17 protein-coding genes and 1 tRNA gene are annotated in these 22,032 nt (G+C 71.5%); 6 read left to right on the top strand and 12 right to left on the bottom strand.

From position 1 onward, the window contains the following. Positions 1-79: 79 nt before the first annotated feature. From AC0ZLC_RS23045 to AC0ZLC_RS23015, 7 genes are all read right to left on the bottom strand, one after another. Positions 80-568, bottom strand: coding sequence for a hypothetical protein (locus AC0ZLC_RS23045; RefSeq protein ID WP_476753839.1), 489 nt, complete (start codon positions 566-568; stop codon positions 80-82). Positions 569-666: 98 nt separating this feature from the next. Continuing rightward, complete coding sequence (gene pth, locus AC0ZLC_RS23040) at positions 667-1,278, bottom strand: aminoacyl-tRNA hydrolase (RefSeq protein WP_358850086.1); 612 nt, start codon at positions 1,276-1,278, stop codon at positions 667-669. A 69-nt stretch (positions 1,279-1,347) separates the two neighbouring features. Further along, positions 1,348-1,941 carry a 50S ribosomal protein L25/general stress protein Ctc gene (locus tag AC0ZLC_RS23035; RefSeq protein ID WP_358850087.1) on the bottom strand — a complete coding sequence of 198 codons (594 nt, stop codon included), beginning with the start codon at positions 1,939-1,941 and terminating at the stop codon, positions 1,348-1,350. 186 nt (positions 1,942-2,127) lie between these two features. After that, positions 2,128-3,102 carry a ribose-phosphate diphosphokinase gene (locus AC0ZLC_RS23030; RefSeq protein WP_121402468.1) on the bottom strand — a complete coding sequence of 325 codons (975 nt, stop codon included), beginning with the start codon at positions 3,100-3,102 and terminating at the stop codon, positions 2,128-2,130. Positions 3,103-3,213: 111 nt separating this feature from the next. Beyond that, the gene (glmU, locus tag AC0ZLC_RS23025) at positions 3,214-4,662 is read right to left on the bottom strand and encodes a bifunctional UDP-N-acetylglucosamine diphosphorylase/glucosamine-1-phosphate N-acetyltransferase GlmU (protein WP_476753838.1); all 1,449 of its coding nucleotides are present in this window, start codon (positions 4,660-4,662) and stop codon (positions 3,214-3,216) included. Positions 4,663-4,775: 113 nt separating this feature from the next. Then, a tRNA-Gln gene (locus AC0ZLC_RS23020) sits at positions 4,776-4,846 on the bottom strand. 11 nt (positions 4,847-4,857) lie between these two features. Further along, entirely contained in the window at positions 4,858-5,730 is an 873-nt protein-coding gene (locus tag AC0ZLC_RS23015) for a hypothetical protein (protein WP_476753837.1), read from the bottom strand. A 168-nt stretch (positions 5,731-5,898) separates the two neighbouring features. On the opposite strand from AC0ZLC_RS23015, the gene AC0ZLC_RS23010 reads away from it, so the two are divergent. Continuing rightward, positions 5,899-7,215, top strand: a complete 1,317-nt coding sequence (locus AC0ZLC_RS23010; RefSeq protein WP_476753836.1) for a sensor histidine kinase — start codon at positions 5,899-5,901, stop codon at positions 7,213-7,215. Between the two features lie 112 nt (positions 7,216-7,327). On the opposite strand, the gene AC0ZLC_RS23005 is transcribed toward AC0ZLC_RS23010, so the two are convergent. Further along, complete coding sequence (locus tag AC0ZLC_RS23005) at positions 7,328-7,822, bottom strand: SUKH-3 domain-containing protein (protein ID WP_476753835.1); 495 nt, start codon at positions 7,820-7,822, stop codon at positions 7,328-7,330. A 51-nt stretch (positions 7,823-7,873) separates the two neighbouring features. Then, positions 7,874-8,386: a YwqJ-related putative deaminase gene (locus AC0ZLC_RS23000; RefSeq protein WP_476753834.1), complete on the bottom strand. Its 513-nt coding sequence runs from the start codon at positions 8,384-8,386 to the stop codon at positions 7,874-7,876. A gap of 249 nt (positions 8,387-8,635) precedes the next feature. Here AC0ZLC_RS23000 and AC0ZLC_RS22995 point away from each other — a divergent pair, with 249 nt between their 5' ends. The 3 genes from AC0ZLC_RS22995 (at position 8,636) to AC0ZLC_RS22985 (ending at position 13,711) form a co-directional block, all read left to right on the top strand. After that, positions 8,636-9,622: an SMI1/KNR4 family protein gene (locus AC0ZLC_RS22995; RefSeq protein ID WP_476753833.1), complete on the top strand. Its 987-nt coding sequence runs from the start codon at positions 8,636-8,638 to the stop codon at positions 9,620-9,622. 7 nt (positions 9,623-9,629) lie between these two features. Next, entirely contained in the window at positions 9,630-12,632 is a 3,003-nt protein-coding gene (locus AC0ZLC_RS22990; protein ID WP_476753832.1) for an SUKH-4 family immunity protein, read from the top strand. 194 nt (positions 12,633-12,826) lie between these two features. After that, positions 12,827-13,711: a cellulose-binding protein gene (locus AC0ZLC_RS22985; protein WP_476753831.1), complete on the top strand. Its 885-nt coding sequence runs from the start codon at positions 12,827-12,829 to the stop codon at positions 13,709-13,711. 481 nt (positions 13,712-14,192) lie between these two features. On the opposite strand, the gene AC0ZLC_RS22980 is transcribed toward AC0ZLC_RS22985, so the two are convergent. The 3 genes from AC0ZLC_RS22980 to AC0ZLC_RS22970 form a co-directional block, all read right to left on the bottom strand. Next, a complete protein-coding gene (locus tag AC0ZLC_RS22980; protein WP_476753830.1) occupies positions 14,193-15,803 on the bottom strand; it encodes a sodium/solute symporter in 1,611 nt (536 codons plus the stop codon). Beyond that, positions 15,800-16,252: a DUF485 domain-containing protein gene (locus AC0ZLC_RS22975; protein WP_476753829.1), complete on the bottom strand. Its 453-nt coding sequence runs from the start codon at positions 16,250-16,252 to the stop codon at positions 15,800-15,802. The genes AC0ZLC_RS22980 and AC0ZLC_RS22975 overlap by 4 nt, the downstream gene beginning before the upstream one ends. A gap of 281 nt (positions 16,253-16,533) precedes the next feature. Beyond that, entirely contained in the window at positions 16,534-18,054 is a 1,521-nt protein-coding gene (locus AC0ZLC_RS22970) for an MFS transporter (protein WP_476753828.1), read from the bottom strand. A 441-nt stretch (positions 18,055-18,495) separates the two neighbouring features. Between AC0ZLC_RS22970 and AC0ZLC_RS22965 the strand changes: the two genes are divergently transcribed. Beyond that, on the top strand, positions 18,496-19,284 hold the full coding sequence (locus tag AC0ZLC_RS22965) for an ABC transporter ATP-binding protein (RefSeq protein WP_476753827.1): 789 nt from the start codon (positions 18,496-18,498) through the stop codon (positions 19,282-19,284). Then, a complete protein-coding gene (locus AC0ZLC_RS22960) occupies positions 19,281-21,845 on the top strand; it encodes an ABC transporter permease (protein ID WP_476753826.1) in 2,565 nt (854 codons plus the stop codon). The genes AC0ZLC_RS22965 and AC0ZLC_RS22960 overlap by 4 nt, the downstream gene beginning before the upstream one ends. Positions 21,846-22,032 lie beyond the last annotated feature (187 nt).

Raw genomic sequence — 22,032 nt, 5'->3', positions numbered from 1 at the left:
GCACCACGAGGACGGGGGCCACACCCCATTCACAGCACCAGGAACGTCACCCGTTCACAGCACCAGGCACGTCACCGGCTCACAGCACCAGGAACGTCGCCGTCAAGAACGTGACACCCGCCCCCGCCATCAACCACGCCACCCGCGTCAGCCGCAGACCACCCGCCACCACCACCGACGCCAGCAACAACGCGCCCGCCAGCGGAACCCACGCATACAACAGCCCCGCAGGCCCCGTACGCACCACACGGCCACTGCCCGGCTTCACCGCCACGGAGTACGTCCGCCCCGCCTCCACCGCCACCGACCGATCGATGACCACCCGGCCCCGCGCCTGCGACCCCACCGACGTCGGCCGGAACGGCCCCCAGCAGGCATCGTCCGCACAGGACGTCACCCGCATCGTCCCCTGCTCGCGCCCCTTGGTCAGCATCACGTGCTGCGCCGTACCCCAGGAACCCCACACACCCGCGACCAGGATCAACGCCGCGACCACACCCATCGCCGCCAGCCGCCCGAACCGCAGCGCCGCGTACGCGCTCTGACTGGAGGCCGCCCGGGGACACATGGCCGCGATCCTTGGCCATGACACTGCACCCGGTCAACCCGGCCGGGCGACAAGTCGCCGTTGTCCCCCTGCAACCGGGCCGGACAGCATCCGGCCCCTCACGAGTTGTACGTCGACTGCGCCCGCTCAAGACCCTCGATCACCAGGGCCTCCACCGCATCCGCCGCGCGGTCCACGAAATACCCCAGCTCCTTGCGCTCCGCCGACGAGAAGTCCTTCAGCACGAAATCCGCCACCTGCATCCGCCCCGGCGGACGCCCGATACCGAAACGCACCCGGTGATAGTCCGGACCCATCACCTTCGTCATCGACTTCAGCCCGTTGTGCCCGTTGTCACCCCCGCCCAGCTTCAACCGCAGCACCCCGTGATCGATGTCCAACTCGTCATGCACCGCCACCACATGACCCACCGGCACCTTGTAGAAGTCCCGCAGCGCGTTCACCGGACCACCCGACAGATTCATGTACGACATCGGCTTCGCCAGAATCACCCGCCGGTTGGCAGGACCCGGCGGACCGATCCGCCCCTCGATCACCTGAGCCTGCGCCTTCCCGGCCCGCTTGAACTTCCCGCCGACCCGCTCCGCCAGCAGATCGGCCACCATGAAGCCCACGTTGTGCCGGTTCATCGCATACTCCGGCCCCGGATTGCCGAGCCCCACGATCAGCCAGGGCGCATTGGCGTCGGTCGTCACGTCCGTGTCTCCCATGTGTGCTGGATACGCGCCAGCCGCCGCTCCGGAACGGAACGGCGGCTGACAACAGAGAAATCGGGGGGATCAGGCCTCGGCGGCCTCGTCGCCCGCACCCTCGGCCTCCGGAGAGGCCTCCTCCGCCTGCGCGGCCAGGACCTGGAGGACGACCGCGTCCTCGTCGATCGCCAGCTTCGTGCCCGACGGCAGCGGGATGTCCTTCGCGAGAATGGCGGCACCGGCCTCCAGACCCTCGATGGACACGGTGACCGACTCGGGGATGTGCGTGGCCTCGGCCTCGACCGTCAGCGTGCTCAGCACGTGCTCGAGCAGGTAGGCACCCGGAGCCAGCTCGCCCTCGGTGTGGACGTAGACCTCGACCGTGACCTTCTCGCCACTGCGGACGAGCAGCAGGTCGACGTGCTCAAGGAAGCCCTTGATCGCGTCACGCTGCACGGCCTTCGGGATCGCCAGCTGCGACTTGCCGTCGAGCTCCAGGGACAGCAGCACGTTCGGCGTACGCAGGGCGAGCAGCAGCTCGTGACCCGGAAGCGTCACGTGAACCGGGTCGGCACCGTGGCCGTACACGACACCGGGAACCTTGCTGTCACGACGGATACGACGCGCGGCACCCTTGCCGAACTCGGTGCGGGTCTCAGCGGCGATCTTGACCTCGGACATGTCACTCCTCGTAGTACCTGGGGAAAGTGGTCACCCGGCCACGAACGGCCTGCTACGAAGAGCGCGTCGATAACGGACAGCCGTACCCCGAAAACGCGGTACGGCCTCCCTCGCCGAGCAACTGTCACAGCTTACTCGGCGCGAAGGCCGTACCAGAAATCGATCTTCAGCAAGCCGGTGGACGGCTCACTGCTCCTCGAACAGGCTCGTCACCGAACCGTCCTCGAACACCTCACGCACCGCGTTCGCGATCGTCGGCGCGATGGACAGCACCGTGATCTTGTCCAGCTCCAGCTCACCCGGCGTCGGCAGCGTGTCCGTGAACACGAACTCGCTCACCTTCGAGTTCTTCAGCCGGTCCGCCGCCGGCCCCGACAGCACACCGTGCGTCGCCGTCACGATGACATCCTCCGCACCGTGCGCGAACAGGGCGTCCGCCGCAGCGCAGATCGTGCCACCCGTGTCGATCATGTCGTCGACCAGGACACAGACCCGGCCCTTCACATCACCCACGACCTCGTGCACGGTCACCTGATTGGCGACGTCCTTGTCACGACGCTTGTGCACGATCGCCAGCGGCGCGTCCAGCCGGTCGCACCAGCGGTCCGCCACCCGCACCCGGCCGGCGTCCGGAGACACCACCGTCAGCTTGCTCCGGTCCACCTTCGCACCCACGTAGTCCGCCAGAATCGGCAGCGCGAACAGATGGTCCACCGGACCGTCGAAGAAGCCCTGGATCTGATCCGTGTGCAGATCCACCGTCAGGATCCGGTGCGCACCCGCCGTCTTCATCAGGTCCGCGATCAGACGCGCCGAGATCGGTTCACGCCCACGGTGCTTCTTGTCCTGCCGCGCGTAACCGTAGAACGGCACGATCACCGTGATGCTCCGCGCGGAAGCCCGCTTCAGAGCATCGATCATGATCAACTGCTCCATGATCCACTTGTTGATCGGAGCCGTGTGGCTCTGCATCAGGAAGCAGTCGGCGCCACGAGCCGACTCCTGATAACGGATGTAGATCTCACCGTTCGCGAAGTCGAAGGCCTTCGTCGGGACAACCCCGACACCCAGCTTGTGGGCGACCTCCTCGGCAAGCTCGGGGTGGGCGCGGCCGGAGAAGAACATCATCTTCTTCTCGCCGGTCGTCTTGATCCCGGTCACAGCACTGTCTCCTCAGAGGTGTCTCAGCTGGGCGTTGAGAAGTGATCTCAGCTGGGGGGTGCGAGTTGTGCACCTATCACGGTACGCCGTGTCCGACGTGCCCGTTTCCGGTCAGCCTTCGCCGTCCGACTCCCGGGAAGCCGCCTCCGCCGCCTTCGCGGCCGCGCTCCCCGGACGCTTACGGGCCACCCAACCCTCGATATTCCGCTGCTGGCCACGGGCCACGGCCAGCGAACCGGGCGGCACATCCTTCGTGATCACCGAGCCCGCCGCGGTGTACGCGCCGTCCCCGACCGTGACAGGAGCCACAAACATGTTGTCCGAACCCGTACGGCAATGCGAACCCACCGTCGTGTGGTGCTTGTCCTGCCCGTCGTAGTTCACGAACACGCTCGCCGCACCGATGTTGGAATACTCACCGATCGTCGCATCACCCACATACGACAGATGCGGCACCTTCGTCCCCTCACCGATCGACGCGTTCTTCGTCTCCACGTACGTACCCACCTTGGCCCTCAGACCCAGACGCGTCCCAGGACGCAGATACGCGAACGGACCCACACTCGCCTGCGGACCCACCTCCGCGCCGTCCGCCACCGTGTTGTCGACCCGCGCCCCCGCACCCACCGAGGTGTCCTTCAGACGCGAATGCGGACCCACCTCCGCACCCTCACCCAGATGCGTCGCACCCAGAAGCTGCGTCCCCGGCAGCACCACCGCGTCCCGCTCGAACGTCACCGTCACATCCACCCACGTCGACGCCGGATCCACCACGGTCACCCCCGCGAGCATCGCCCGCTCCAGCAACCGGTCGTTCAGAATCCGCCGCGCCTGAGCCAACTGCACCCGGTTGTTGATACCGGCGATCTCCCGGTGATCGGCCGCCACCGACGCCCCCACCCGGTGACCCGCCTCCCGCAGGATCCCGAGCACATCCGTCAGGTACTCCTCACCCTGGCTGTTGTCGGTACGCACCTTGCCCAGCGCCTGCGCCAGCAGCCGCCCGTCGAACGCGAACACCCCGGAATTGATCTCCCGGACGGCACGCTGCGACTCGCTCGCGTCCTTGTGCTCCACGATCGCGGTCACCGCGCCGTTCGCGCCGTCCCGCACGATGCGGCCGTACCCCGTCGCGTCCGGCACCTCGGCGGTCAGCACCGTGACCGCGTTGCCGTCCTCGGCGTGCGTCGCCGCGAGCCGCTCCAGGGTCGCGCCCGTCAGCAGCGGCGTGTCGCCGCACACCACCACGACGGTCCCGTCGACGGCTCCGCCCAGCTCCTCCAGGCCCATCCGGACGGCGTGCCCGGTCCCGTTCTGCTCGGCCTGCACGGCCGTGCGTACGCCCGGGTCCGTGCCGGCGAGGTGCGCGGTGACCTGCTCACGGGCGTGACCCACGACGACGACCAGGTTCTCGGGGTCCAACTCGCGCGCGGCGGCGAGCACATGGCCCACCAGGGAGCGTCCGCAGAGTTCGTGCAGGACCTTCGGTGTGGCCGACTTCATACGGGTGCCCTCACCCGCTGCAAGGACGACGACGGCTGCCGGGCGGTTGGCGCTCACGGGGATGCCCTTCGGCTACGGATGGCGGGGTGGACATCCGCAGGATACCGGGGCGTTTCGGGGGTGACATGAGAGCGGGCCCTGACGGAGCTGTCAGGGCCCGAACGTGCTTGCTCCCGGGGAAGGAATCGAACCCTCATTCAATGGACCAAAACCATTTGTCCTGCCATTAGACGACCCGGGAAGGTCTGCGCGTTATGTCCGGTTCGATCGACCGGCGTCGCGCGCGGACAACACTATGCCGTACCAAGCCCCTTCGATGCGACGGTAGAGGTCGGCGCCTTGGCGGACAGTGACTGCCAGGCACCCTTGATAGGCCGGGCCCACGTTCCTGCGGACCGTCTTGGGATTGTGCTTCTTGAGCGTCGTCTTGTAGAAGGCGGACGGGTCGGCTCCGACCAGGTCCGCCCAGTACCGTTCGGCGCCCGCGACGTCGGCGCTCTCGTGGATCATCACGGAGTAGCGCAGCCGGTCCCGCTCCACTCCGAGCAGGTCGAGCCAGCGGAGGAAGACCTCGATCATGCCGGGGTCGCTGTTGACGAAGGTGACCTTCTCGCGGCGGTCGTACGGCTTGTCCTTCGCGCCCTCCGCCCAGTACAGGCCGACGCCCAGCAGGAACAGCTCCCTGGCGGACAGGGGGCCGATCTCCGCGGCTGCGGCCGCCTTGACGCGCCGGCGCTCCTCGTCCCGTACGGCCAGTTCGTGCTCCCAACGCTTGCGGGCCGCGAGCCTGGCCTGTTCCGCGGGGTTGCGGCGCTCCGGCTTCGGCAGGTCTCGCACCCACAGCGAGATCGAGCTCTTCGAGCAGCCCAGCTCCAGCTGGATCCGGTCGTACGTCCAGCCCTTGAGACGCAGTTCGCGGGCCCGGGCGCGGAGGTCGTCCTTGGCGTTGGGGCGGTGGGTCCACTCGGGGGCGGGCTCGCCGTCCAGGAGGCGGTTGAGGATGTCGTTGTTGTCCACGAGGAGCCGGTCGCGGATCTGGCGGCGGCTGAGCCCCGCCCGTCGCAGCGCCACCGCCCGCTCCCGCAGGGTTTCGAAGTCGGTGTATTTGCCGTGTGGGTATGCCATGAGCACAGGCTTCGTGCGGAATGCGGGCGTCCGGGGGCGAACAATGTGCGATTCAGCAGTTCGAGGGATACCGGCAGGTTTCGCTTCTGTTCGATTACGGAGTGTGGTGGGGGTCGGTCGCGGAAACTCACCGGAAACCGCCCGGGGTGCGCCCGTAGGCTGGGAGGCATGACCACGACGGGGGAGGACCACACCGCGGCCGGGAGAGGGCCGTGGTGGTGGACGAAGTGGCGCAGTGCGGTGCTGGACGTCGGCCTTGCGCTGGCGTCGGCGGTCGAGTGCGCGGCCGAGGGGGTTCCGTTCGCGCGGGACGCGGGTCTGCCGCTCGCGGCGGGCATCGTGTTCGGTCTTGTGGCCGGCTCGGTGCTGGTGCTGCGGCGGAGGTGGCCGATCGCGGTGGTGCTCGTCGCCCTGGCGATCACGCCGGCGCAGATGGGCTTCCTGATGGGTGTCGTCGGGCTGTACACGCTCGCCGCGTCCGAGCTGCCGCGCCGGATCATCGGGGCGCTGGCGGGCATGTCCCTGGTGGGGACGCTGATCGTGACGTTCGTGCGGGCGCGCCAGGACGTGGTGCGCGGGGACCTGACGATGGGGGACTGGTTCGTCCCGTTCCTGTCGATCACGACGTCGCTCGGGATGACGGCGCCCCCGGTGCTGCTGGGGCTGTATGTGGGGGCGCGGCGCCGGTTGATGGAGAGTCTGCGGGAGCGGGCGGATTCGCTGGAGCGGGAGTTGCAGCTGCTCGCGGAGCGGGCGGAGGAGCGCGCGGAGTGGGCGCGCAACGAGGAGCGGACGCGGATCGCGCGTGAGATGCATGACGTGGTGGCGCACCGGGTGAGTCTGATGGTGGTGCACGCGGCGGCGTTGCAGGCGGTGGCGCGGAAGGATCCGGAGAAGGCGGTGCGCAATGCGGCGCTGGTGGGGGACATGGGCCGGCAGGCGTTGACGGAGTTGCGGGAGATGCTGGGGGTGCTGCGGACGGGGGAGGTGGCGGGTTCCCGGGCGGGGCGGGGTCCGGCGGTGCCGTTGGTGGCGGTGGGGGTGGCGGCTGCGGTGGCGGCGTCGCGGGCGGTGGACGAGGCGGCGGACGGGCCGTGTCTGGCGGAGCTGGACGAGTTGGTGGGGCAGTCGGCGGCGGCGGGGATGGTGGTGGCTCTGTCGGTGGAGGGGGAGGTGCGGTCGTATGCGCCGGAGGTGGAGCAGACGGCGTACCGGGTGGTGCAGGAGGCGTTGACGAACGTGCACAAGCATGCGGCGGGGGCGAAGACGTATGTGCGGTTGGCGCATCGTTCGTCGGAGATCGCGATGCAGGTGGAGAACGAGCCGCCGCCGGAGCCGGGTTCGGCGTCGTCGGCTCGGTTGCCGAGTGGTGGCAATGGGCTGCTGGGGATGAAGGAGCGGGTGACGGCGCTGGGGGGTGTGTTCGTCTCGGGGCCGACGGATGCGGGGGGTTACCGGGTGTCGGCGGTGTTGCCGGCGGCCTGAGGGTGCGTGTCGGGGCTGGGCGGTGCGTGTCGGGGCCGGGCGGGCGCGGGTGCGCGTCAGGGGTTGTGCGGGTGTCCGTCGGGGTGTGGGTCCGTGGGTGTCCCTGGGTGGGTCAGACGGCGGTGAGGCGGACCGGTTCGAGGCCGGTGAGGAGTGTGGCGAGGGCCTGGTCGAGGTCGTGGCCGAGGTACCAGTCGCCGGTGTGGTCGAGGGCGTAGACGCGGCCTTCGGTGTCGATGGCGAGGGCGGCGCCGGTGTCGGTCTCCTCGCCGAGGGGGCAGACCTCGGTGTCGAGGGCGCGGCCGAGGTCGCCGAGGGTGCGGGCCATGTGGAGGCCGTGCAGCGGGTCGAGGTGGAGGTTGGCGGGAGCGACGCGGCGGCCGGGTCCCTGGGGGGTGATGCGCAGGCCGCCGAATTCGGCCCAGGCTTCTACGGCGGCGGGGAAGACGGTGTGGCGGTGTCCTGCGGGTGAGGTGTGTCCGCGCAGTGTGTCGGCCCAGTATTCGGCCTGCTTTATGTCCCAGCGTCCCGGCTGCCAGCCCGCGTCCCGCAGCGCGGCGTCGACGGGGACGGAGAAGCGTGTGGTGGAGGTGCGGTCGGCGTGCATGTGCCCTTGGTTCGTCGAGTGTCGTGGTCCGGCGTGCTGGGGGTGGGGAGGTCAGTCGTCCTGTGCTGTGGGGTCGACGACGCGTACGCCGAAGTGGGCGCTGAGCGCGGTGCAGGAGCGGCAGGGTGCGGCGAAGCTGCCGTGGAGGGGGTCGCCGTCCTCGCGGATGCGGCGGGCGGTGAGTTTGGCGTGCTTGAGGGCTTTGCGGGCTTCGCCGTTGGTCATGGGTCTGCGTGCGGCTCGTCTGCTGCGGGTGGCGTCGGCGGACGTGATGTGGCGGGAGATGAGGATGGTCTCGGCGCAGCGTCCGGTGAAGCGGTCGCGCTGGGCGCTGGTGAGGGTGTCGAGGAAGTCCTGTACGAGGGGGTGGAGGGCGGGGGGCTGGTCGCCGCGGGCGGCTGTTCCGGTGAGGGTGGTGCCGCGTACGGAGAGGGCGGCGGCGACGGTGGGGAGTATGCCGTCGCGGCGGTGGAGGAGTGTGGGGGTGTGGGGTGTTCCGGTGCTGCTCCAGCCGACGCGTGGATCGCCGGACGTGCCCGTCTGTGTCGCGTTCATGGTTGCCATCCCCTCCCGGCTCGTGGTGGCGGCCGCTGATGTGACCGCCGCCGCCGGTGGGGACACAGACTGCCAAACGGGGTGGCTGGTGGGGAAGCTGGGGCGCCGCGACACGCGCGGTCTTCGGCGGACGGTCACGGCGGGGTGACGGCTGGTCACGGAACTGGAGGCCCGGTGACCTGTGTCGTCGTACCGCATAGGCTGTCGACATCCGGGATCCATACCGCCGTACGAAGAACGCCGCAGGGGGCAATCGCCATGACGACAGGTCGGCTCGGGCAGCAAGCCGCGCCGCCGAACGCGGCATACGCGGGGCAGGTCGTGCATTTTCCGGATCCGGTCCGGGCGGCGCGTCATCCCGGAGGTGTGCGGGTGGACGAGCACGGCTATCCCGACTTCTCGCCGTATGCGCGTGCCGCCGCGGAGATCGCCGAGCCGCCGGAGGGTTTCGGGGTCGATGAGCTGCGGCTGACGGATTACGTGTCGGCGAATGCCGCGCTGGCCGCGACGGGGCACGACCTGTGGGACACGATTCCGTCGGTGGCGACGCCGCACGGGTGGACGTGGCACCACGTGCCGGGGTCGCGGCGGCTGGAGTTGGTGCCGGTCGAGGTGAAGGCGTTGTTGCGGCATCACGGTGGTCTGGCGACGGCGGCGGTGGATCAGGACAAGAGGGGCACGCGGCCGTTGCAGGAGACACGGCCGGCGCATTTCGGGTTGCCGAAGTCGTCGGTGGCGGTGTCGGAGCAGCAGGTGCTGGGGGTCGAGGAGGACCTGGGGTACCGGCTTCCGGGTGCCTACCGGTCGTTCCTGAAGGCGGCGGGCGGGTGTGCGCCGGTGGGTGCGGCGCTCGACGCGGAGCTGGGGCTGCTGGTGGACCAGCCGTTCTTCACGGTGCGCGACGAGGCGGCGGTCAATGATCTCGTCTATATCAACAAGTGTCTGCGTGATCATCTGACGAAGGACTATCTGTGCGTCGGGTTCGTGCAGGGTGGTCTTCTCGCGGTGAAGGTGAAGGGCGACGCGGTCGGGTCGGTGTGGTTCTGCGCGTACGACGATGCGCGTGACCAGGACGCGTGGCCGCCGGCCGAGCGGGTGGAGCGGCTGTTGCTTCCGTGCGGGGACGATTTCGACGTGTTCCTGTCCCGGCTGGCGGGCAGTCCGCCGGAGTTGGAGACGGTGGCGAATCTGATGGTGGACGGTGGCTTCGCGTACGCCGTGCCCGTCTCTTCGGTGGGGGAGTGAGCGTCCGATGGTGACCTTCGCGCAGGCGCAGGAGCGCGCGGAAGAGTGGATCAACGGGGACGTGGCCTCGTATCAGCACCGGGAGGTGCGGGTGCGGGAGTTCGATCTCGGGTTCGTGGTGTGGGCGGAGGACCGTGCCGACGGTCCGCGTTCGGACGGTGGGGCGCAGCGGCTCGTCATCGCGCGTGACAGTGGTGAGGCGACGTTGTGGCCGGCGTTGCCGGTGGGTGAGGTCGTCCGCCGGTACGAGGAGGAGTACGGGGTGGCGGACGCGCCGGTGCGTCCGGCGCCTGCCGCGCGGGTGGATCTGAATCAGACGTCGTTCCTGTTGAGTCCTCCGGAGTGGCTTCAGGAGGCGGCGGACCGGATGGGGATTCCGGACCGCCGGGCGGGTGCGTCGGACGGGGCGGGGTCGCGGCCGGCGGCTGCGGAGGTGTCTGCCGACGGGGCTTCTGCGGGCGGGGGTCCGGGGGTCGCCGGGGTGTCGGACGGTGAGGGTGTCCGGGTGTCTCCGGCGTCCTCGGGTGCCGGTGTCGCGGCCGCTCCGGAGGGGGCGACGCCGTGGCCGGCCGCCGCGTCCGACGACGAGGTGCGGGACGTGCCGCCGCAGGACCGGGTGCCGTCGGGTGCGCCCGCGGGGGCGACGCCGTGGGCCGGGACGGACACCAACGCCGATGCGGGCGAGGACCGTTCGGTGCCGTTGCCCGCGACGGTGTTCGCGCCGCCGTTGAGCGACTTCGACGAGGTGGCGCCGCCGCCGGGTGTGACGCCGGATGCGAAGACGGCTCTGATGTCGGGTGGCAGTGCCCTTCCGCGTACGACGCTGGCGCCCGCGCTGGACGACTCCGGCACGCCGTCGCCGTCCCGTTCCCCGCAGGATCCGGGTGCGCGGGGCCCCGGTGGGGTTCCGTCCGGGTCTGCGCCCGCCGGTTCCGCGTACGGCTATCCGCAGGGCCCGGGCGGCCCGGGTACGCCGCCTCCGGGTGGGCCGTTCTCCGGTGGCCCGGGTACGCCGCCTCCGGGGGTGCCGGTGTCCGGTGGTCCGGGTATGGCCGCTCCCGGGGCGCCCGGCACCCCCGGCATGGTTGCTCCCGGTGGCCCCGGTACCCCGCCCCCGGGCGCGACTGCCCCCGGCGCTGCGGGTGTTCCGGGGCCGGGTGCCCATGCCCCCGGCGGTCCCGGCACACCGCCTCCCGGTGTGCCCGTCCCCGGTGGCCCGCAGGGCACGCCTCCGCCGGGCGCCCCGTCCTACGGCTACCCGCAGGGTCCCGCCGGTCCCGGCGCGCCGCAGCCGCCCGCCGGTCCGGCATCCGCCGGGCGCCCGTTGCCGCCGAACGCCGGTGACATCGCGGACGCCGCGACCAGCAAGGCACAGCGGCCGGCGCGCGGTGCGCGGGGTGGCGGGGCGGCGACGCCTCCGCCGCCGGGTGCGCCCGGGATGCCGGGCGCACGCCCGGGGAGTGCGCCCCCGCCCGGTCCCGGTGCGCCGGGCGCACCGGCGGGCGGTTATGTGCCGACGCAGCTGATGTCCCAGCTGGGTCCGGACGGGCCCGAGGGCCTCCCGGGCCCGGGAGGGCCGTCCGCACCGCAGGCCCCGGGCGCGCCCGGTGGTACGCCTGCGGGTGACGCCCACCACGCGGCGACGATGCTGGCGGGCCCCGCCCTCGGCGGTCCGGGCGCGCCCCCGCCCCCGAGCCCTCCGGGCGTCCCGCATGCTCCGGGTGCGCCGAACCCGCCCGGTGGTACGCCTGCGGGTGACGCCCACCACGCGGCGACGATGCTGGCCGGCCCCGCCGTCGGCGGTCCGAGGCCGCCCGGCGCGCCAGGAGTACCCGGCGCCCCGGCGGCGCCCGGTGCGCCGGGCACCCCGGGTGCCGTGCATCACGCGGCGACGATGCTGGCCGGCCCAGCGGTCGGCGGCCCCGCCGCGCCCCCGCCGCCGCAGGCACCCGGCATGCCCCCGGGTGGGCCGCAGCCGATGCCGGGTCAGCCCGTGCCCGGACAGCCTCCGGCGTACGGCTATCCGCAGGGCGGTCAGCCGACGGTGGGTCCCGGCTACCAGGCCGTGTTGCGCTACCGCGCCCAGGACGGGTCGGAGCAGCAGCTGATCCGGCGTTCCGCGCCGGGCACCCCGCATCCGGAGTGGCAGATCCTGCACGAGCTGCGTGCGATGAACGTGCCGCCGCAGCAGGTGCTGGAGCTGCACACGGAGCTGGAGTCCTGCGAGCTGCCGGGTGCGTACTGCGCGCGGATGATCCGGGAGACGTGGCCGCAGGCGCGGATCACCAGCATCGCCCCGTACGGCACGGATCACGCGAGCCGTCAGCAGGGGATGCATCAACTGCTCGCGCATCAGGGCGAGTTGCATCAGGTGGCGGACGGCCCGGCGCGGCCCGCCCCGGTGCGGGCCCCGATCCCGCCGGTGCAGCCCGCGCCGCCCCTCCCGCCGGAGGGCATCGCGCACGAGCTGGCGGCGGCGTTCGGGCCGGGTGTCTTCCGCTTCGACCATGCGGCGGTCTCCCGGCAGGGGGTGCCGCCGATCGTGGCGCACACCCTGGTGGTGGCCGGACTGCCGGTCGACATGGGCCCGTTCTTCTGGGCGCAGGCGCAGCCGGGCCGCCCGGTACCGACGCTCGCCGAGCTGGCGCAGGAGCGGGGTGTGCGGCCGGCTGCGGACGCGGGTTCGTACCTGGTGATGGGCACCGACTTCGGCCGCGCGGTCTGTGTCCAGTACGGCACGGCGAACATCGTGGCCGTGCCGGTGGAGGCGGGTCCCGGCGGCGGGTCGGTGCCGCCGCAGTTCGTGAACACGGGCCTGCCCGAGTTCACGCGCTGTCTGGCGCTGCTGGGCCGGATGTGGCGGCTGCGGTACGGCCTGAACCAGGAGCAGGCGGGGCGCTGGACCGTCGACTTCCAGGCGCAGCTGGCCGCCCTCGACCCGGCGGCCCTGGGGTCGCCGGAGAGCTGGTGGTCGGTGCTGCTGGAGCAGATGTGGGACGGGCTGCTGTGAGGCGCCGCTGAGCCGTGGTGCTCGGCGTCGAAGGGGCGGTTCCGGTCGTACGACCGGAACCGCCCTTTTCGTTGTGAACCCTGACCGGAACCGCCAAGCGGAGTGTCGCGTTATGAACACTTCCGTGTGATCCGTCACGATATGCGCGAAATCATTCGTCAGTTCGTGTGTGTTCGGCGGAGAGGGGTTACCGGATGAGCAGCGCTTCGGTGTCGCCGCACGGCTTCGTGGCCGTACGGCGCGGTTATCGTCCCGAGCAGGTCGACGCGTTCGCCGCGGCCCTCTCTCGGGACCGTGACGCCGCCTGGGAGCGGGCGGCCCGGCTGACCGTGCTGGCCAGGGAGATGGAGGCCGACGCGGAGGACCTGCGCGAGGTGGTCGCCGGGCTGGCCCCGCAGACGTACGAGAGTCTCGGTGAGAGTGCGCGGCGGCTCTTCGCGCTCGTCGGGGAGGAGGCCGACGGGATGCGCGAGGGCGCCCGGCGGCAGGCGCGGCAGCTCGTCGAGGACGCGGAGGCGGCGGGCCGGCGCCTGCGCGAGGACACCGAGGCGTACGCCGACGGGGTGCGCGCCGCCACCGACGAGCACGTGGGACAGCGGCTGCGGGTGGCCCGTGCCGAGGCCGACGACCTGCGGATCTCGGCCCGCCGTGCGGTGAAGGCGGGCCGCAGCGAGTCGCTGGCCGCGCTGCGGGAGGCGCGGCGGCGCACCGGGGAACTGCTCGCCGAGCAGGAGAGGGAGCACGCGGCGCGCTGGGAGGAGGCGGAGCGGGCGGCCGCGGAGCGGGCTGCGGCGCTCGACGCCCACCACGAGGAACTGGTGGCCCGTGCCGAGGCCGGCCTGGCCGCGGCGGGGCGGGAGCTGGCGCGGGCCGAGGAGTCGGTGCGGCACACCCAGGAGGCCGCGGAAGCGCGCGCCGCGGAGGTGGTCGCCGGGGCCAGGGTCCGTGCGGACGGCATCGCGCGGGAGACCGAGGGCGTCCTGCGGGAGCACGGTGAACGCTGGGACGAGGTACGCGCCCAGATGGACCAGGTACGCGGCAAACTGACGGCGCTGACGGGCCGGGCGACGGCGGAGTGACCGCGCCCGCCACCCACTCGACGCGGTGACCCCCGTGCTGCACGGGCCGCGTGCTTGCCGGTCGGCGCCCCCCGTGCGTCCCGTGCGGGCGCCCGCCCCGGGTCTGCGCCCGCCATGCATCCCGGTGAGGTACCCGAGCCGGCGCCCGCCGTCCAACCGCCCGGTGCCCGCGGACCGTCGTCCACCGCGCATCCCCGGACGGGCGCCCCGGGTCTGCGCCCGCTGTGCATCCCGGTGAGGTACCCGAGCCGGCGCCCGCCGTCCAACCGCCCGGTGCCCGCGGACCGTCGTCCACCGCGCATCCCCGGACGGGCGCCCCGGGTCTGCGCCCGCCGTGCATCGCAGTGGTGCCTCCAGCCGACCCCGCCGTGCATCGCAGGGGTGCCCCCAAACTGCGAACACCGTCCACCGGCCGGGGTGGTCCCCCTGGCCGGTGGACGGTGTTCGCCCGGCCGGGTGGCTTCCGGCGGGCGCGCGGCGCTCAGTCGGTGCGGCGGACCGCGCCGGCCAGGATCCAGCCCTCCACCGCCTCGTACTGGCGGCGCTGCTCCCCGGCCTTCCGGCGTCCGGAGGCCACCGTGCCCAGCCAGCCGTAGGCGAAGCCGAGCGGGATGGAGAGGATGCCGGTCGTGGTGAACGGGAACCAGTTGAAGTCCGCCTCGGGGAAGGCGGAGGCGGGGGAGCCGGACACCAGGTTGGTGCCGGTCATCAGCACGAGGACCGTGAGCGAGCCGCCGATGAGGGTGCACATCAGGCCCGCCCGGGTGTAGCGGCGCCAGAAGAGGCTGTAGACCAGCGCGGGCGCGATGGCGGAGGCGCCCAGGCAGAACGACAGGGTGACCAGCGGCTGCAGGCTGTGGTGCTGGACGAGCGTGGCCAGCAGGATCGCCGGTGCGCCGACCGCGAGCGCGGAGAGCCGGGCGACGGTCATCTCGCGGCGCGGTGTCATCTCCTGCACGCGCGCCGCGAACACGTCGTGCGCGAGGGAGTTGGCGCAGGCCAGGATCATCCCGGCGACCGAGGCGAGCACGGTCAGGAAGATCGCCGTGGTGACGGTCGTGAACAGCAGGGTCTCCGCCGTCGAGACGTTCGCCCCGAACGCGGCCCGGGCGCCCAGCAGATAGGCCGTGTTGCCCTGCGGGTCGGCGGCGGAGATCGCCCCGCGCCCGATCAGGGCCGTCGCGCCGAACCCGACGACCGAGATGACCAGCACGAACAGGGCCACGCACGGCACCGCCCAGGACAGCGAACGGCGGACCTGGCGGGCGCTGTTCGCGGTGTACATGCGCATGGTGATGTGCGGCAGGCACGCCCCGCCGAGTACGACGGTCAGCTCCGCGCTGATCATGTCCAGGCGTGGGCTGGGGCCGCCCGCGAACTGGAGTCCCGACCGCAGGAAGGCCGGACCGGCCCCGCTGCCCTGCGCGGCGGCGTCCAGCAGGGCGCCCGGACTCCAGTCGAACCTGCTCATGATGAGGACGGCGACGACGGTGCCGGAGCCCAGCAGCATCACGATCTTCATAATCTGGATGAGTGCGGTGCCCTTCATTCCGCCGATCGCCGCGTAACTGATCATCAGCACGCCGAGCCCGATCACGCAGCCGGTCTTCAGGGAGTCGCTGGAGAAGCCGAGGAGGAACGCCAGCAGGTCGCCGGTTCCGGCGAGTTGGACCAGCATCAGCGGGAGCAGCGCGATGAGGGTCGCGGCGCACGCGGTGATGCGGACCGCGCGCCCCGGCATTCGCCGGGCGAGCGCGTCGCCCATGGTGAACCGGCCGGCGTTGCGCAGCGGTTCGGCCAGCAGGAACATCAGCAGCATCAGGGACAGCGCCGTGCTCAGGGCGAGGACGACCCCGTCGTACCCGGCGAGCGCGATGACTCCGCCGGTGCCGAGGACGGTCGCCGCGGAGATGTAGTCCCCGGCGACGGCCAGGCCGTTGCGCAGGGGGGAGAGCGACCCGTACCCGGTGTAGAACTCGTCGATGTCGTCGCGGTCGGGGCCCGTCATCACGCACAGCAGCAGCGTGATGGTGGCGACGGCGGTGAAGGCGACCAGGGACATCGCCTGCGCGGAACTGCTGAAGCCGGTCATCGGGAGGCCTCCCGTCGGACGTCCAGTTCGGCCTGTCTGCGGATGCGGTCGGCGATGGGGTCGACACGGCGGCGGGCCGTGTACTCGTACAGCCAGATCGCCAGGCAGGTGACCGGGACCTGGAGCACTCCGAGCAGCAGCCCGAGGGACAGCCCGCCGGAGACGGGGCTCGTCATCAGTGAGGGGGCGAACGCGGAGAGGAGGAGGAAGAGCACGAAGCAGCCGAGCGCGGTGAGTGTGGCCACCCGGCGCTGCCGGCGGTAGGCGCTGCGCAGCAGGCGGATGTCGCTGTGCTGCCCGAGCGCGTGATGGCGTGGGCGGCGTGGTCTCGGAGGCTCGGCCGGTGGCGGCTCCCAGGGGTAGGTGGCGTATGAGGGGGACGAGTTGTGGGGTGACTGCCGGTTCGGTTGATGCGGTTGGTGTTCGGGGAACGAGAACGCGTCTGGCATCCCGTTTCTCCTTGCGCGGCTCGGGTCCGTGGGGACCGCAGGGAGCGGGGGGTGAGCGAGGCACGTTACTCGCAAGTAGTTGATGGGAGGAGGGGTTTCCCCGAACTGAGTGGTCGGTGCGCGGATACTTCGGTGACCTGCGGTGTTATCCCTCGCCAAGCTGTCGCTTGGCTGTGCGTGTGGCGGGCGGGAGGTGTGGCGGAGGTGTGAGGAGCGGCCCACGGATCTCCCTCGGCGAGAGGGGCGGGTGCCCCGGCGTCCGGGTCCGGGTCCGGGCCCGTTCAGTCCCCCGGGTTCCCCAGCACCGGGAACCGTGGGGCCATCAGCAGCAGGACCAGGAAGGCCAGGGCCGCCGCGCAGGCCGCGCCCAGGTAGACCGCGTGCACCGCGGCGGCGACCGCTCCGCTCAGGTGTTCGTCGGCGTGGCCGGAGTCCAGCGCCCGGGTCACCGAGTCGAGATCCCCCGCGCCGCCGAGACGCGCGGCGAGCACCCCGTTGGCGACCGCGCCGAACAGGGCCGCCCCGACGGTCTGCCCGGTCTGGCGGCAGAAGAGGACGGACGCGGTGGTCGTGCCGCGTTCCTCCCAGCCGACGGTCGACTGCACCCCGACGAGCAGCGGCAGTTGGAAGAGGCCGAGCGCGCCGCCGAGCAGCAGCATCAGCAGGGCGGGCTGCCACGGTTCGCCCGGGTAGGGGAGGAAGGGGAACGCGAGCAGGAGCAGGGCCGCCGTGGCGATGCCGAGCATCGCGGTGGCGCGGAAGCCGATCCGCCGGTACACGTGCTGGCTGAGCGCCGCCGACACCGGCCAGCTCAACGTCCATACGGACAGGACGAATCCGGCGGCGACGGGCGCGAGACCGAGCACCGCCTGCGCGTACGTCGGCAGGAAGACCGTCGGGGCGACCATGAGCAGCCCGAGGGCGCCGAGCGCCAGATTGACCGCGGCGATGGTGCGCCGCCGCCACACCCAGCCCGGGATGACCGGCTCGGCCGCCCGCCGTTCGACGATGACGACGACGGCCACCAGGGCGAGTCCCGTGGCGAACAGGGCGAGGGAGGGCGCCGACAGCCAGGCCCAGGCGACGCCGCCCTGCACCAGCGCCATCAGCAGGACGCCCCCGCAGGCGAAGACGGCGAGCGCGCCCGCCCAGTCGATCCGGGGCCGGTCCCGGCGGGCGACGCGCTGCGGCTCGTGGAGGTGGCGGACGATCAGCCACAGGGCGAGCGCGCCGATCGGCAGGTTGATGAGGAAGATCCAGCGCCAGTCCGCGTACGTCGCGAGGAGTCCGCCCAGCGCGGGCCCGGCGACCGCCGACGTCGCCCACACGGTGGACAGCCGCGCCTGGATCTTCGGGCGTTCCGCGAGCGGGTACAGATCGGCGGCGAGCGTCTGGACCGTGCCCTGGAGGGCGCCGCCGCCGAGGCCCTGCACGACCCGGAAGGCGATGAGCGCGGCCATGTTCCAGGCGCCGGCGCAGAGCAGGGAACCGAGGAGGAACAGCACGGCGCCGGCGATCAGCACCGGTTTGCGGCCGAAGGTGTCCGAGAGCTTGCCGTACACGGGCAGGGTCACGGTCACGGCCAGCAGGTAGCCCGAGAACAGCCAGGAGAAGACGGAGAAGCCGCCGAGGTCGCCGACGATCTGCGGCACGGCGGTCGACACGATGGTGGCGTCGAGCGCGGCGAGCGCCATCGCGAGCATGAGCGCCGCGACGACCGCGCGGCGCCGGCGGGCCTCGGGCCGTGCGCCGGCCGAGGCGCCGGTCCGCGCGGCCGGTGTCGTCGTCTCCTCCTGGTCCACCGGATTCCTTCCCCCTGCACCTATCTGCCGCCGACACCTTCTCACTTGACCCTCGCGCAGCGGCAGGGTGGACGCTGCATGGGCCCGCGGGTGGAGGCAACCCCGAGAAGGACTCCACCGAAGGGTGGAGTGCCCCTAGGGGTACCTACCCACCAGGGCTCGGGGAGGGTTCGTCCCGGCGGAGGACGAGAGGGGACGGCGACCGTCCTTAACCTGGCTTTATGCCGCTGGGGAGCGGACCGGGACCCGCTCGGGTCGTGCGGGCCGCACCCCCGGGGGTGGGGTTTTCCCCAGGTGAAGAGTGCGCTGCGCACCAGCGCGCCCGACCCCCTGCCACCACCAGACTGATCCACGTACCGAGCAGCACGATCCACCAGCTGTACCGGGATGCGACCACGGCATCTTTTTCGCTCATCCACTGACCGGCATAGGAGACTTACCGTGACAACGGCTGTGACCATTCCCAGGCACGGGGGCACTGGAGGGCGTACGGCCGTTGCCGCCCGGGCGCGGCAGGTCGTGAAGGCGTACGGGTCCGGGGAGACCCGCGTCGTCGCCCTGGACCACATCGACGTCGACATCGAGCGGAGCCGGTTCACCGCGATCATGGGCCCCTCGGGGTCCGGCAAGTCGACGCTGATGCACTGCCTCGCCGGACTCGACACCGTCACCTCCGGGCAGATCTTCCTGGACGAGACGGAGATCACCGGTCTCAAGGACAAGAAGCTCACCCAGCTGCGCCGGGACCGGATCGGTTTCATCTTCCAGGCGTTCAACCTGCTGCCGACGCTGAACGCGATAGAGAACATCACGCTGCCGATGGACATCGCCGGCCGCAAGCCCGACAAGGCGTGGCTGAGCCAGGTCGTCGACACGGTCGGTCTCGGCGACCGCCTCAAGCACCGGCCGACCCAGCTCTCCGGCGGGCAGCAGCAGCGCGTCGCGGTCGCCCGGGCCCTCGCCGCCCGCCCCGAGATCATCTTCGGTGACGAGCCGACCGGAAACCTCGACTCCCGGGCCGGCGCCGAGGTGCTGGGCTTCCTGCGCCGCTCCGTCGACGAGCTGGGCCAGACCATCGTGATGGTCACCCACGACCCGGTGGCGGCGTCGTACGCGGACCGGGTGCTGTACCTCGCCGACGGCCGCATCGTCGACGAGATGCAGCGGCCCACCGCGGAGGCCGTGCTGGACCGCATGAAGGACTTCGACGCGCGGGGGCGTACGTCATGACCGTCGTCAAGACCTCGATGCGCAACTTCTTCGCGCACAAGGGGCGCATGGCCCTGTCGGCCGTCGCGGTGCTGCTGTCGGTGGCGTTCGTCTGCGGCACGCTGGTGTTCACCGACACGATGAACACGACCTTCGACAAGCTGTTCGCGGCCACCTCCTCCGACGTCACCGTCACCCCGAAGGAGGCGAAGACCAGCGACACCCCGCAGAACGGCAAGCCGGAGTCGATGCCCGCCTCCGTACTGGCCGAGGCGGCGAAGGCGCGGGGCGTCAAGTCCGCCGAGGGCGCCGTCAGTTCGATGAACGTGACCGTCGTCGACAGCCACGACGAGAACATGGGGTCCACCAACGGCGGGCCCACCATCGCGGGCAACTGGACGAAGAACGACCTGCGTTCGATGAAGATCACCGAGGGGCACGCGCCGCGCGGGCCCACCGAGGTGATGGTCGACGCCGACACCGCCGACAAGCACCACCTGAAGCTCGGCGACGAACTGCGCACCATCGCGGTCACCGGTGACTTCAAGGCGAGGATCGTCGGTATCGCCTCCTTCACCGTCACCAATCCCGGCGCCTCCGTCGTCTACTTCGACACCGCCACCTCGCAGCGTGAACTGCTGGGCGAGAGCGGCCGGTTCACGCACATCAACCTGATGGCCGCCGCCGGTGTCACCGACGCCCAGCTGAAGAAGAACGTCGCCGCAGCACTCGACGGCACCTACAAGGTGCAGACGCAGAAGGAGAGCGCGGACGAGAACCGCTCGGACGTCGACTCCTTCATGGGTGTCATCAAGTACGCCATGCTCGGCTTCGCCGGCATCGCGTTCCTGGTCGGCATCTTCCTGATCATCAACACCTTCTCGATGCTGGTCGCGCAGCGCACCCGCGAGATCGGCCTGATGCGGGCGATCGGTTCCTCCCGCAAGCAGGTCAACCGTTCCGTGCTCGTCGAGGCGCTGCTGCTCGGCGTGGTCGGCTCGATCCTCGGCGTCGGCGCGGGCGTCGGCATCGCGATCGGCCTGATGAAGCTCATGTCGTCCATGGGCATGAACCTCTCCACCTCCGACCTGACGGTGAAGGCGACGACCCCCCTGGCCGGCCTGCTCCTCGGCATCGTCGTCACGGTCTTCGCCGCCTACCTGCCCGCCCGCCGCGCGGGCAAGGTGTCCCCGATGGCGGCCCTGCGCGACGCCGGGACGCCGTCCGACGGCAAGGCCGGTCTCGTACGCGGCCTGATCGGCCTGGTCCTCACCGGCGCCGGGACGTTCGCCCTCTTCACCGCGGCCAACGCGGACAAGGCGAGCGAGGGCTCCCTGGTCCTCGGCGCGGGCGTGGTGCTCACCCTCATCGGCTTCGTGATCATCGGCCCGCTGCTCGCGGGCGGAGTGGTCCGGGTCATCAGCGCGGTCCTGCTGCGTGCCTTCGGCCCCGTCGGGCGGATGGCCGAGCGCAACGCGCTGCGCAACCCGCGGCGCACCGGCGCCACCGGCGCGGCCCTGATGATCGGCCTCGCCCTGGTGGCCTGCCTGTCCGTGGTCGGCTCGTCCATGGTGGCCTCGGCGACCCAGGAGCTCGACAAGACGGTCGGCGCGGACTTCATCGTCCAGGGCAACCAGCGCATCGTGCCCCAGGCCGAGAAGGCCATGGAGTCCACCCCGGGCCTCGAGCACGTCACCCGCTACAAGACGCTCGAAGCCACGCTGACCTCCCCGGACGGCAAGACCGACACCGACGGCGTGACCGCCGCCGACCCCTCGTACGCGAACGATCTGCGCCGCGAGACGACCTCCGGCACGCTGAAGGCCGCCTACGGCAAGGACGCCATGTCCGTCGGCTCCGACTACGCGACCAAGCACCACGTGAAGGTCGGTGACACCCTCAGCGTCGCCTTCAAGGGTGGCGAGACCGCCAGGCTGAAGGTCGCCGCCGTCACCGACGACGACACGTCCATCGACCAGGGCGCCCGCTACCTGAGCCTTGCGACCATGAAGAAGTACGTCCCCGCGGACCGGATCCCGCCCAACGAGATCATGTTCGCCTCCGCCAGGGCCGGCCAGGAGGAGCAGGCGTACGCGGCGCTCAAGAAGGCCATGAAGCCGTACCCGCAGTACCAGGTCCGCGACCAGACGGACTTCAAGCAGGAACTGAAGGACCAGGTCGGCCAGCTCCTCAACATGGTCTACGGCCTGCTCGCCCTGGCGATCATCGTCGCCGTCCTCGGCGTGGTGAACACGCTGGCCCTCTCGGTCGTCGAGCGCACCCGCGAGATCGGCCTGATGCGCGCCATCGGTCTCTCCCGCCGCCAGCTGCGCCGCATGATCCGCCTGGAGTCCGTCGTCATCGCCCTCTTCGGCGCCCTGCTCGGCCTCGGCCTCGGCATGGGCTGGGGCGCCACCGCCCAGAGGCTCCTCGCCCTGGAGGGCCTGAACGTCCTGGACATCCCCTGGCCGACGATCATCGGCGTCTTCATCGGCTCCGCCTTCGTGGGCCTCTTCGCGGCGCTGATCCCGGCGTTCCGCGCGGGCCGCATGAACGTCCTGAACGCCATCGCCACCGAATAGCCCCCGCGGACGGGGGTCACGGGGGACCAGGCCCGGTCCCGGAGAGCCACCCGGCTCCCCGGGGCCGGGCTTTCTGCGACAACCGGGGGGAGATGTCCAGCCCGTCCGGCGTCTGAGGACGAGCGCGGAGCGCGAAGGGGGGTCCGGGGGCGCAGCCCCAGGGACGCACACCCCCACCGGGGCGCGG

The organism is Streptomyces sp. GLSS-08, from assembly GCF_056387915.1.
This window is presented reverse-complemented; position numbering and strand designations above follow the sequence as displayed.